At 34.0% G+C, this 13,253-nt stretch carries 12 protein-coding genes; 10 read left to right on the top strand and 2 right to left on the bottom strand.

All coding sequences use genetic code 11. The features are described 5' to 3' along the window. The first annotated feature begins 70 nt into the window (after window positions 1–70). The 10 genes from HX004_RS06370 to HX004_RS06325 all read left to right on the top strand — a co-directional run bounded on the left by HX004_RS06370 (window position 71) and on the right by HX004_RS06325 (window position 11,536). Entirely contained in the window at window positions 71–1,669 is a 1,599-nt protein-coding gene (locus HX004_RS06370; protein ID WP_286441515.1) for a tetratricopeptide repeat protein, read from the top strand. A gap of 15 nt (window positions 1,670–1,684) precedes the next feature. Beyond that, the gene (locus HX004_RS06365; RefSeq protein ID WP_286441514.1) at window positions 1,685–1,912 is read left to right on the top strand and encodes a helix-turn-helix transcriptional regulator; all 228 of its coding nucleotides are present in this window, start codon (window positions 1,685–1,687) and stop codon (window positions 1,910–1,912) included. A gap of 161 nt (window positions 1,913–2,073) precedes the next feature. Further along, on the top strand, window positions 2,074–2,355 hold the full coding sequence (locus HX004_RS06360) for a hypothetical protein (RefSeq protein ID WP_286441513.1): 282 nt from the start codon (window positions 2,074–2,076) through the stop codon (window positions 2,353–2,355). Window positions 2,356–2,549: 194 nt separating this feature from the next. After that, complete coding sequence (locus tag HX004_RS06355) at window positions 2,550–4,490, top strand: oleate hydratase (RefSeq protein WP_286441512.1); 1,941 nt, start codon at window positions 2,550–2,552, stop codon at window positions 4,488–4,490. A 186-nt stretch (window positions 4,491–4,676) separates the two neighbouring features. Beyond that, window positions 4,677–5,480, top strand: a complete 804-nt coding sequence (locus HX004_RS06350; protein ID WP_286441511.1) for a helix-turn-helix domain-containing protein — start codon at window positions 4,677–4,679, stop codon at window positions 5,478–5,480. Window positions 5,481–5,550: 70 nt separating this feature from the next. Then, the gene (locus HX004_RS06345; protein ID WP_286441510.1) at window positions 5,551–6,375 is read left to right on the top strand and encodes a hypothetical protein; all 825 of its coding nucleotides are present in this window, start codon (window positions 5,551–5,553) and stop codon (window positions 6,373–6,375) included. Between the two features lie 493 nt (window positions 6,376–6,868). Beyond that, window positions 6,869–7,501 carry a TetR/AcrR family transcriptional regulator gene (locus HX004_RS06340; protein ID WP_286441509.1) on the top strand — a complete coding sequence of 211 codons (633 nt, stop codon included), beginning with the start codon at window positions 6,869–6,871 and terminating at the stop codon, window positions 7,499–7,501. Then, window positions 7,488–8,804, top strand: coding sequence for a TolC family protein (locus HX004_RS06335; protein ID WP_286441508.1), 1,317 nt, complete (start codon window positions 7,488–7,490; stop codon window positions 8,802–8,804). Before HX004_RS06340 ends, HX004_RS06335 begins: the two co-directional genes overlap by 14 nt. Further along, window positions 8,805–9,950 (top strand): HlyD family secretion protein, encoded by a 1,146-nt coding sequence (locus HX004_RS06330; RefSeq protein WP_286441507.1) that lies wholly within the window; start codon window positions 8,805–8,807, stop codon window positions 9,948–9,950. Between the two features lie 11 nt (window positions 9,951–9,961). Then, on the top strand, window positions 9,962–11,536 hold the full coding sequence (locus HX004_RS06325) for a DHA2 family efflux MFS transporter permease subunit (RefSeq protein ID WP_286441506.1): 1,575 nt from the start codon (window positions 9,962–9,964) through the stop codon (window positions 11,534–11,536). 46 nt (window positions 11,537–11,582) lie between these two features. On the opposite strand, the gene HX004_RS06320 is transcribed toward HX004_RS06325, so the two are convergent. Both HX004_RS06320 and HX004_RS06315 read right to left on the bottom strand, forming a co-directional pair. After that, on the bottom strand, window positions 11,583–12,038 hold the full coding sequence (locus tag HX004_RS06320; RefSeq protein WP_286441505.1) for a DUF1801 domain-containing protein: 456 nt from the start codon (window positions 12,036–12,038) through the stop codon (window positions 11,583–11,585). Window positions 12,039–12,333: 295 nt separating this feature from the next. Beyond that, on the bottom strand, window positions 12,334–13,221 hold the full coding sequence (locus HX004_RS06315; RefSeq protein WP_286441504.1) for a helix-turn-helix domain-containing protein: 888 nt from the start codon (window positions 13,219–13,221) through the stop codon (window positions 12,334–12,336). Between the last annotated feature and the right edge of the window lie 32 nt (window positions 13,222–13,253).

Here is a 13,253-nt window from a genome sequence, read left to right as displayed (position 1 = left end):
TGTTGTTTTTCTAGATCAATTTTCATTAAATATTAATCTTTGCATCTACAGCTTTTATACATTTGTACCAATGAAAAAATACGTATACTTTATTTTATTAGGCTTTTTAGGTTTTCCACTGCTCGCACAACAGCGTTATGAAGACAGTTTGAAACAACGTTTACAAGTAGTCACACAACCTAGTGAACAAATGGCCCTTGCTTTGCGATTGTCCGATCGCTATCGAGTGAATGAACAATATGACGAAGCCCTAACTTTAGCTCAAGATTGTTTAAAGCAAGCCTTGACCAAAAATCCAAAAGGTATTGAAGTAGTAAAAGCCAATTGCATACTTGCTAATATTTACGCTAATATTGAGGATTTTGATCAAGCGCAAACGTATGCGGATCAAGCGCTAAAAGTAGCTGAAACACAAAGAAATCCCATTGGATTGGCCTATGCTTATTATGCAAAAGCAGTGTTACACACCATACTTTTTGACAATAAAGCTACTATTCAATGGTTGCATAAAGCTTTAAATCAGCTTGATAACCAAGAAAGTGAAGCGGATCTGTTGGCTCGGATTTACTATTTATTATACGGGGTCTATACAGAATGGAATGATGAAGTTCAAGCCTTAAACTATGCAAATAAGACGTTAGAATATGCTATAATAGGAAAAAATAAAAATATTGTTGCAAATGCTTACAATGCACTTGCGGTAGTTTATTCCTTTCAATATGAGAAAACAGGAGATCAAAATAAAAGAGATCAAATGATGCTGGCGTTAGATCAAGCTATTGCATTGTATAAAACTTATCCTGGAGAAGTTGTCGCTAATACTTATGCTTATATTCTCAATAACAAGGCCAGTTATTATCTTAAATATTATGACACGACAAACCCAACAATCAAACAATCTATTATTGAACTTGTACATGAAGCCATTCGCATCGTACCTAGTACTAACGATGTAGCACTAGCTAGTGGATATGGAATTCTCAGTGAATTGAGTATGAAAGACAATGATTTAGTTGCTGCTGAAACCTATCTTATCAAGGCTTATCTCCTAGCTGTTCAAAAGAAAAAACCATACTATCACACCCTAATTAATATCCTCAATTCTCTTGTAAATCTCCAAGTTAAAAAAGGAGATTACCAACGCGCATTAGCCTATCAACAAGAAGCGATTTCCTATAGTAACTTGTTATTTAATGAAGAAACAGCGGCCACCGTTAATCGTTTAGAAGTCCAATTTGAATTAAAAAAGAAGGAACAAGAAATTCTGACTCTACAAGAGACGGTTGAAAACAAACAAAAACAAAAATTTCTCTTATTAGGTGTAATTGCGCTGGGAGTTATAGGAGGATTTTTTATGTTTCGTTCTTATCACTTTAATTTGAGATATTCATTAGCTCGTGAAAAACAATTAGAAGCAGAAAATAATCAAGCGAAGTTAAAAGTAAAGTATCAAGAAGAAGAACAAGCTAGATTAAAAGCAGAACAAGACTTATTAGAAGTCAAACAACAACAGCTAGAAACAGTTGTGTTAGCTAGTCAATTACAATTGCAGCATAAACGCGAAGTTTTAAAACAAGTGAAGGCAAATTTAAACCATGCGCAAAGTATAGATATACAGCAAATACTACGCGAAGAGCAAATGACAGCCACGAGTTTTGAAAAAACATAAGCAAGAATTGAACAAGTGCACCCTCAGTTTTTTAAAAATATTACCACTCATGCTCAACAAAAATTAACACCTTTAGATCAGAAATACTGTGCTTATTTCTATCTTGATTTAGAGACAAAAGAAATTGCCACGCTATTGCATGTTGAAGCTAAAAGTGTTCGAATGACCAAATATCGTCTAAAACAAAAATTTGGACTAGACGCACAAACGGATTTAGTTGGATTTTTAAAACAATTTGGATAATACTTGTTAGTAATAAACTATGATTCTGTTTTTGTTTAATATTTAAAGTATATTTTGTTTTACAGTTAAACTATATGTGTTGTTAAGTGTTTGTTTGTTAATTTTGTATGAATTTAAAAATTATCTATTTTTAATCAACCAATTTTTAAATTTATACAATTATGAGAAATTTTTTATTTGTATTTATGTTCCTGTTTACCGTGGGAAGCTTTGCTCAAGGTAAATCAATAAATCTGAATGCTACACCTTGTGTTTCTATTTCTAATTTTGTACCTGATTGTCAAGTACAAAGTGGAGCTGGTACCTACACCATTCAAGTTTGTAGTGAGGCTATTCAAGGGATGAGTGAAACACAAATTAGACGAATGATTCAGGAATATGTTTGTATTTTTAATGCCTTTCCTGATTTTGTAACTATTCTGTCATTCACTCCTAGAGCATGATGTATAAGAAGTTAAGTAAAAGAGAAGCACGCTAATTATCTAGCGTGCTTTTTTTATTTTTTATTAGAGGAAATAGCAAAGTAAATAAAAGGTTAATTTATTTATGTCTTATTACTATTTTTTGTAAATCAGTGTTTACATTTAAATTTATTGATTAATTTTAAAGATAAATACCAACAATTAAAACCAATAAAATGAAAGTAGATACCCACAAGTTTGATAAAGTATTAGAGGCTTCTTCTACCTACGGGCAAGTCCATCATGCTCCCAATGCCAATACAGAACCTCCTATTAACACGCCTCAGCGGTCAATGCCTTTTGCAGATGAACCTGGAAATTACCAACGCAATATAGGTCTTCCAAGAAAAGATTTCAGTAAAAGTAAAGTATATATCGTTGGAAGTGGAATTGCAGGGATGTCAGCGGCATATTACTTTATTCGCGATGGACGAATTCCCGCTGCTAATATTACTTTTTTAGAACAATTGTCTATTGACGGAGGATCGCTAGATGGTGCAGGTAATGCCAAAGAAGGCTATATCATTCGCGGAGGTAGAGAAATGGATATGACCTATGAAAATTTATGGGATATCTTTCAAGATATACCAGCCCTAGAACTCCCAAAACCCTATAGTGTTCTTGATGAGTATCGCTTAATTAACGACAACGACCCCAATTATTCTAAAGCTCGTTTTATCCATCAATTGGGAGAAGTCCAAGACTTTAGTAAGTTTGGACTTGCCAAAAAAGATCAAATGGCCTTGGTTAAGCTCTTGTTGAAAAAGAAAGAAGAGCTAGATGATATAACAATCGAACAGTATTTTAATCCATCCTTCTTAGAAAGTAATTTCTGGACCTTGTGGAGAACAATGTTTGCCTTTGAAAATTGGCATAGTTTATTGGAATTTAAATTGTATATGCATCGTTTCTTACACGCTATTGATGGTTTAAAAGATCTTTCCGCCCTTGTATTTCCGCGTTATAATCAATATGATACATTTGTGAGTCCGCTTCGCAAGCACCTTGTCGAATTAGGCGTTCAGATTCGATTGGATACGCTTGTACACGATGTAGAATTGCACAGTACGACAGAAGATAAAGTGGTTAAAGGCCTACTTGTACAACAAAATGGAGAAGAAACTCGAATTCCAATGGATGAACAAGATTTTGTTGTTATTACAACAGGATCTATGACAGAGGATACTGCTTATGGAACGAATACAACAGCTCCTATTCAAAAAGTTGATGCCGCTACAAGTGGTAAAAGTCCAGGATGGACCTTATGGAAAAACTTAGCAGCTAAATCTCCTATTTTTGGACATCCAGAAAAATTCTGCTCTGATATTGAAAAATCTTCATGGGAATCGGCAACCTTAACTTGTAAACCTTCTCCCTTAATTGATAAATTAAAAGAATTAAGTGTTAACGATCCGTATTCTGGAAAGACTGTTACTGGAGGAATTATAACCATTACTGATTCCAAGTGGTTGATGAGTTTTACGTGTAATCGTCAACCGCACTTTCCGACGCAACCTGGTGATATTCTAGTACTTTGGGTGTATGCTTTATTCATGGATAAAGAAGGAAATTACATCAAAAAAACAATGCCTGCTTGTACAGGTAATGAAATCTTGGCTGAATTATGTTACCATTTAGGTATTGTAGATCAACTAGATAATGTAATCGAAAACACAATTGTGCGCACGGCTTATATGCCTTACATCACGTCTATGTTTATGCCTCGTGCTCATGGAGATCGCCCACAAGTTGTTCCTCAAGGCTGTCTTAATTTGGGACTTATCGGTCAATTTGTAGAAACAAATAACGATGTGGTTTTTACCATGGAAAGCTCCGTGCGAACAGGAAGACAAGCAGTATATCAATTATTGAACTTAAACAAACAAGTTCCCGATATTTTTCCTTTGCAATACGACATTCGTCACCTCCTCAAAGCCGCTCATGCTTTGAATGATGACCAACCTATTGTAGGAGAAGGATTACTGCGCAAATTTCTACAAGGAACTTATTATGAACATATACTGCCAGTCGTAGAAAAAAACAAAGAAGAAGAAGATTCATTCTTCGTTGAACAATATGAAAAAGCAAAAGATTGGTTTAAGAAGATTCTAGGTTAATTTAGTTTTAAATAAGACAATAAATAAACACTAAAATAAGGGGTTTTCAACCTATTTATTTTAGTGTTTTTCTTTATTAATATAGCCCTAGAAAGATTGGAAGGATATAATTTGTTGTCCAATCGCTTCCTTTAAAAGAGTATTTATTTATCTTCGCATCGCCTAGACCTAACGTTTCTTAATTAAATGAAAATAGATTTTTACCAGCCTAAAAGTCAAACTTTATCTAAGTATATTGAAGGATATTATTTTCTTCACTCAGGTAAAAATATTTCCAAACCAATTCGCTATTGGACCTATCCTAATAATTATTGTATTCTTACTTTTAATCGAAATTTTAGTGTTCAAGAAAATGACGAAGGAGTTGTGCTACGCGCTCACGATTGTTTAAATAGCATGACGTCTTTAGTTTCTCGTTATACTAAACCGATGCAGATCTGTTATGAAGACCTTATTGATGAATTAACTATTTATTTTAAACCTCTGGGAATTAATCAATTTATGACAGATGCTCAATCCTTATTTGAAAAAAGAGTACATATAGACTTTGTCTTTTCTCCTGATTTTAATCAGAAAATGAATGAACTATTTGATTTAAATATAGAAGCTCAAATTGATGCATTAGAATCGTATTTATTAGTTCTCTTAAAGGAAAAAAACCTTGATTTGATAGAAAAAATAGTTGAGGACCTAGATGCGGATAGTAAAATAGAAGAAATAGCTAGAAAACATCATATTACAAGACAATATATGAATCGCTTATTTATCAAACATTTAGGAAAATCTCCTGCTGAGTATAGAAAAATTCAACGCTTTAGAAATTCAATTCTAAAACGCAAAGAAAGTAAGAACTATACGGAATTAGCGCAAAATGGTTTTTATGATCAAGCCCATTTTAATAAGGATTTTAAACTTCTTACTGGGCATACACCGCAAAAATTTTTTAAGCAGGTCAATACATCTCAAGAAAATATTTGGTTATTTATTTAAGTAGGTTACATTTTTACAATTTATAAAGCTAGAGTTCGCCTAGTTTTGCCGTAAACTAACCAAATTCTATATGATGGATTTAAAAAAATACCACCTTTATCTTTATACTTTTTGTAGATATTTTATTGCAACAATAATTATTTCCTATGCCCTAGCCAAATTAGTAGAAACTCAATTTATCACTCAACCTAGTGTTTATGATAAACCGATTTCTGATTTATCTGGATTTCAACTCACTTGGTATTATTATGGTTATTCCTTTTGGTATGGAGCAGTAATTGCCGGAGCTCAATTAACAAGCGCCATCTTGTTGTTTTTTAGAAAGACAACGAGAATAGGTATTCTACTTTTCTTAACTTTTATGGTCAATATTTTATTGGTAGATTTTGCTTATGATATTCAAGGAGCAAAAGGAATGGCTGTGTTGTTAACACTTATGGGGTTCTTTGTTTTTTTATCGGATTTCAAGATCTTTTTTACTTTACTTATTCAAGAACCGCCTTTATTTACGAATATAGATAGACCACAGTGGTTCAACAAAATAAGTAAAGTGAAGTATGTCTATATTCCTTTAGTTTTTATTGGTTTTTTTGTACTACTCACTACTTTAAAACAAGAATATTTAGGAAGTGATCAATTTACAGGAGCATGGGAAAATGTTGAAACAAAAGAGCGTTTGTACTTTGAAGCTGCGCATAGTTTTCAAGAGATTAAACCCTGCAGGACAGAACCTCATTCGCAAGGAATCTATGAGATAAAAGAAAATCAACTTATTTTAATTACGAAAGAGAACCAACAACAAGAGACTCACCTAACTTATGATTTCACCTTGAAAGATGATAGGTTGACTTTACTCCTTGACAATCAGACGATAGTATATAAAAAGATACGTTAATTTAAAATGTTAAATGCATAAAAAAAAGACTTAGATGCTTCATCTAGGTCTTTTTTTTATGCATTATTTTAGGATTAAAACTTTTTCTTTTAAGAACATACGACGCTTTACAGTAAAAACAGCATGAGGAGACCTTAGGTACTCTAGCATGGTTAAAACAGGTATAACTATAGTAGGATAAAAAGTCCTCCTTTTAATCCTTAATGACCCTTTTTCCAAAATAATAAAATATTTTACTTGGAATAAGTATACAATTATAATCCAATGCTCTTAGTAATCAGATTAAACCCATTTGCATGGAATCTGTTTTTTGGAACTTACGTATTATACCTAAAACTTCTAATTTACAGAAAATCAAAAACTTATAATTATATTAAATGCATTGAATCATATCTTTAAGTAGGTTAAATTCATTTTATTTGAAAAAAAATGAATAAAATGTAAAATTCAATTAAACGTTTGTTTAATTTTGTACGCAACAAAAACGTTTAATATGGCATTGAATGACAAGCAAAAGGAGATTCTACTTATAGCAGAAGAATTATTTTCTCAAAAGGGAATTGATGGGACAAGTATACGCGATATCTCTAAAGCAGCTGGAATTAATGTTGCCATGGTTAATTACTATTTTGGTTCAAAAAGTGCCATGGTTGGTGCTCTTTTTGAAATTCGATTAACGCGAACACGAGAAAAATTGGTGGATTTAACGGGTAATGTAGAACTTGATCCGATGGAAAAGTTGTTAGCTTTCGTTGAACATATGATGGCAGTACAGCTTCAAAACTCAGATTTCCACATTTTATTAATGAATCAATTGACTCGTAAAGAGAATCAACCTGCTATTTCTGAAGGAATTACCTTACTCAAACGAGAAATTCTTCAAAATATAAATCAATTTATAGAAGAAGGTTATGCAATGGGATTGTTTGGAGCTAAACCAGACCCTATTGTTTTTGTAATCTTCGCGATGGGAATCATCAGTTATTTGATTCATCATGAACATATGCTTTCGGATTATTGGAGTCTTTCTGATCATCAAGCCTATGGTTTATATATCAAAGAAGAGATATATCCTTATTTAATTCAATCATTTAAATCAATACTAATCTACAATGAACAGAAGTAATTACGTCTTACTTGCTTCCTTGTTTGTTTGTCAAATTTTCGCGCAGACCCCTACTCCACTCACCTTAGAGCAGGCCATAGCGTTAAGTTTAAAAAATGGCAAAGAAATAAAAAAAGTAAAAGCAAGTACAGAAGCCTCTAGACTTCAAATTCACAGCGCGCAAAATATGCGTTATCCCGAATTAGAAGTATCTGGAACCTATAACCGCCTTTTTGATGGTACTGACATCAACCTAAAAGTACCTTTATCTTCTTCTTCTGAAGAAAAACAAATGCCTCAAGTAAAACCAGAGCATTTAATGCTTGCACAGGCAAAAGCGAACCTTCCTTTGTTTAGTGGTTTTAAGATTACCAATGCGGTAACACAGAGTAAACAATACTATGCCTTAGCTCAGTTAACGGAAGCATCCACTACAGAAAATGTAGTATATCAAACGATTAACTTATATTTTGCACTGTATAAAACCCAACAATCTATTGCGTTATTGACAGAGAATTTAAAGCGTGCCCATCAGCGTACGCTTGATTTTGAACAGTTTTTAGCAGAGGGAATAATTGCGAGAAATGATTATTTACGCACCCAATTACAAGAGTCGAATGTAGAGCTGTCTTTGGAAGAAACGAAGAACACACAAAAGAATATTACTACGCGCTTAAAAGTTTTGCTTGATTTGGATGAGAGCGAAACTATTTTGGCCGAAAAAGTACAAGCTGTAGCTATTTTTCCGACCAAGACAGATGATCTTTCTTCGCGTAAAGATGTTCAAGGTGCTCAAAAGATGGAGGAGATTGCGCATACAGCAATCAAAATGGCAAGAGGGAACTTTTTTCCTTCTATTGGTCTAACCGCAGGTTATTCAGCCATACAGTTAGATAAGGTTGTGGATATAACCAATGCTACTAGTGTGGGAATTGGAATAAAATACGATTTAACTCAACTGTTCAAAAACAGTACAGAGGTTAACAAAGCAAAAGCAAAAAAAACAGAAGTAGACTACCAAGTACAGCTTGTTGAAGATTTAGCTAAAGTTGAAATTGAAGAAGCTTACAATGCCTATGAATTGGCTTTAAAAAAGAATGTCGTTTTAGCGAAAGCTCTGATTCAGGCCAATGAGAACTATCGCATTGTAAAAGATAAGTACGACAATGGTTTAACAGATACGGATCATCTATTAGAAGCGGATGTACAACAGTTACAAGCGCAGATTGACACCATGTTAGGAGAGGCAGATGAAACGTTGACGCTTTATCAATACGCGTATAAAACAGGAAAATTAATCGAGAATTTACAAGCAAAAAATTAAATGGAAACAAATCAAACAGCTTATAAAAAACCGTTAAATAAAAAATTCATTGTTGCTTTAGCGGTTATCGTCGTTTTAGGAGGTGGATACGGTATATATAAATACATTCATTCAATGGCACATGAAACAACGGATGATGCCCAAATTGAAACGAAAATTACCCCTGTTGTATCTAAGATACCTGGTTATATTAAGAATATTTATATTCAAGATAATCAAATCGTTAAAAAAGGAGATACACTTATTCGTTTAGATGATACGGAATATGCGATTCAGGTACAACAAGCTAAGGCAAATTATCAGGCCGCATTGAGTCAATTAGCAGTTGCTGAGGCTGGAGGAAACACAAGTCAATCCACTATTCTTTCTTCCCAAGCAGGAGCTTCCACAGCACAAGCCAATGTAGCAACGGCTCAGGCAAATATTGATGCAGCAAAAACACAATTGTGGAGAGCAACAAATGACTATGAACGTTACAATCGTTTGTATCAAACGCAATCCATTACGAAACAACAATATGAACAAGCTTTAGCGGCTAAAGAAACGGCTGAAAAACAGGTAGTTGTTCTACAAGAGCAATTAAAAGCAGTTGAAAAACAAGCTCATGCTGTTGCTCAACAAGTGAATGTTAGCAAATCACAAGCGGTGGCTTCTACTTCTCAAATTGATGCTGCAAAAGCAATGGTTGATCAAGCGAAGGCTAATTTAGATCATGCGGAATTGTATTGGTCTTATACTGTAATTACAGCCAAAGAGGATGGGCAAGTATCTAAAATTAATCTTCAAGCTGGGCAATTAATTCAGCCTGGACAAGGTTTGTTTAATACTGTACAGAAGAATAATATTTGGGTAGTTGCCAATTTCAAAGAAACGCAAATGCAATATATGCGCGAAGGACAATCAGTGAGTATTAAGGTAGATGCTTTTCCTAAGCACAAATTCGAAGGAGTTATCAATTCAATGTCTCCAGCTACGGGTGCTAAGTTTGCACTATTGCCACCCGATAATGCCTCAGGGAACTTTGTTAAAACGGTACAGCGTATTCCGGTAAAAATCACGTTTACCAATCCAGATGACGAGATGTTAGTCTACGTTAAACCTGGGATGAATGCGGATATCGATGTCAATATTAAAAGCGGACGATAAACAAGACAACTATGAGTGAAGAAAGCTTAGTAGAGCACGGCTATCGTCGCATCATCATTACTGTTACAGCTATTCTTTGTGCGCTATTGGAAATTGTGGATACCACAATCGTCAATGTAGCCATGAATGATATGAAAGGAAGTATCGGTGTTTCCTTAACTGATATTGCCTGGGTGGTAACGGCCTATGCCATTGCCAATGTAATTGTAGTGCCAATGACGAGTTGGCTCTCCCAACAGTTTGGAAGACGCAATTATTTTGCCGCTTCGATTATTATCTTTACCGTAGCTTCCTTCTTATGTGGATATTCTACTACTTTATGGGAAATTATTCTCTTTCGTTTTATTCAAGGTTTAGGTGGTGGAGCTTTATTAGTTACCTCACAAACGATAATTACAGAAAGTTATCCTGTTGAGAAAAGAGGGGTCGCACAAGCCATTTACGGTATGGGAGTAATCGTTGGTCCAACTTTAGGTCCACCATTAGGAGGATATATTATTGATAATTATTCCTGGCCCTTTATATTTTATATCAATGTACCCATTGGAATTTTAGCCACTGTACTTACCCTACTCTATGTAAAAAGTCCGAGGTATGCAGAGAAAAGTAAATTAAATGAAGTTGATTTTTTAGGTATTATTTTACTAGCTATAGCGGTTGGCTCTTTACAATATGTATTAGAACACGGACAGCAAGACGATTGGTTTGAGAACTCAACAATCTTAACCTTATCTATTTCTTCTGTATTGGGATTTTTCTTTTTTATTTGGAGAGAATTAACCTGTGAAAAACCCATTGTAAACTTACGTGTGCTCAAAGATTCTAATTTGGCTATTGGTACGGTATTGTCCTTTATTTTAGGTTTTGGATTATATGGTTCAACTTTTATTATTCCCATTTATACCCAATCCATCCTAGGATGGACCGCTACAGATGCAGGAATGTTATTGGTCCCTAGTTCTTTGATGACAGCCTTGATGATGCCTTTGATTGCGCGAATGTTACAACGTGGTGTACCACCTAAATACTTAGTAGCTACTGGATTTCTAGTATTCTTTGTCTACAGTTTTTGGGCACATAATATTTTAACACCCGATACAGGAAGTGAACACTTCTTTTGGCCTTTGGTTGTACGAGGTGTAGGATTAGGTTTGTTATTTGTACCGATTACAACCCTCTCTTTATCAAACTTGAGAAACAAGCAGATTGGTGAAGGTGCTGCATTTACAGGAATGATGCGTCAGTTAGGTGGGTCTTTTGGGATTGCCTTAATTACAACTTTTATTTCACGTTGGACCGTTAACCATCGATTGGCTTTAGTTAGTCATTTGGACTCTGCCTCTTTAGAAGTGCAAAATCGCGTGGCTGCGCTACAACAGAGCTTTATTGCCAAGGGATTTACTGCAGATGAGGCCTTGCAAAAAGCCTATACCCTATTGGATTTAGGAGTGACAAAACAAGCAACAGTTCTAACCTATATGGATGTATTTATGTTTTTAGGGGTACTTTTCTTGATTTGTATTCCTTTTATTTTAATTTTAATTAAGAAAGGCGCTGGTAAAATTATCGCTGGAGCTGGACATTAATAAATAGAAAAGAGCCCCTTATGGGCTCTTTTTTTATTGTAGATTATTATTTTTTTAATTTACTTTCATACAAACCTATCCATTGTTCTGCACTCATTTTTTGCATCAATTCTCCTATTAAATCATAGGGAATTTCTTCTAGCTTTTTAAAGCGAATACAACTTTTACCCATGTCCAATTTTTGTTTGCTGTGTTTGGGATATTCAGACACAAACCACTCCAATAAAGCAGGATCAGAATAGATACCCATATGGTAAAAATTGATGGAGTTTTTTTGAGAAGCTAAACCAGCAAAAGGCAAGGGTTCAATTGGTTTACAATGATAACCTGCTGGATATATACGATGTGGAATCACATAACCCAATCCGCCGTAACTAATAGCAGCTTCAAATCCCTCAGGCAAATTATTGACAATTGTCTGGTGTAATTTTGTAAAAGCTTGTGCACGCTCCGCAGGTATGTGAGATAAAATCTCCTCTACTGTACTTCCTACTGCTTTCATAAATTTCTTGTTCTAATTTAGATTATAAGTGTTTTTTAGTATGATATAACCCATCAACAAAGTAAATGAGTTTTTTTCACTATAGGTAATCTTTATAAAATGAGATTCTTCAGAACGTTGTCATACCAAGAAGTTTCACGCTGAAGAATTGATATCATGTTAGTTGTTAAAATTAATGAAATTTTTCAAAACAACACCATCAAATACTTTGAGTTACAAGCAAAGAATATAATGATTACTACCAAGGATTTAAGCTGGATCTAATGAGTCCTAAAAGCAGCTATTTTAAGCCTAATTACAAAAGAAATTTATGTCGACGATAATCACTAGGTGAATACCCCGTTGTTTTTTTAAACAAACGCGTAAAATACGAAGGGGAATTGTATTTTAATTCAAAGGCAATTCCTGCGATATCCCTTGTTTTATCCTGCAATAAAATCTGGCTGTGTAAAATACTGATTTCATTAATCCACTGTTTGGGTGGTTTATTTGTGGCTTCTTTTACACATTTATTTAAATAGTTCTCGGAGATGTGTAATAAGTTTGCGTAGAATAGTACATTTTTGTGGTCAATGTGAAATTTTTGCACCAATTCTCTAAAGCGAAAAGCAATATCTAATTGTCTGCTCATGGGTGTTTTTTTCTCCATATCCACACGAATAACCTTCATCAATACAGTCTCTAATAACGTAATACAAATTTCAATGTCGCGCTGCTCACTCAAACTCTCTTCTTCTAATAAATCAAGTGTTCTACTCACCCAATTGGCATTGATATCATTTAACTTGACATAAGGATTCATTGTGAAGAACTTTAAATCATTGGCCCCAAGTGAAATATCTGTAATTACTTCATTTTCATAAACAACAAAATAACCTTGTATATCATCAGAAATAGATAAGGTAGCTGTAATATTGCCATTTTTGACATTAATGATTTCATTTTTGACCAAGGTATAGGCACCACTATCTAAATATTGTGTCATGTCTCCCTGGGTCAACAAAATCAAAAAATTGAACGTCGTGCGATAGGGAATCACAGGCATTAAGATACCTCTCAAATAATCTTCTAAACGATAGACTTGTATTTTACTCTCGTTTTTTAAATAAGTATCATTCAGGTGAGGCAAAAACAACTTTTTATATTGATAGTTGTTTAATATTTCAATAGAAGGTTTTGACATCTTGAATCCAAAAAAAATAAAACAATGTTTAT

It is taken from the genome of Myroides sp. 1354 (assembly GCF_030324495.1).
Taxonomy (GTDB): domain Bacteria; phylum Bacteroidota; class Bacteroidia; order Flavobacteriales; family Flavobacteriaceae; genus Flavobacterium.
Note: the sequence above shows the minus strand (reverse complement) of the source record. Positions and strands in the feature narration are given on the sequence as shown.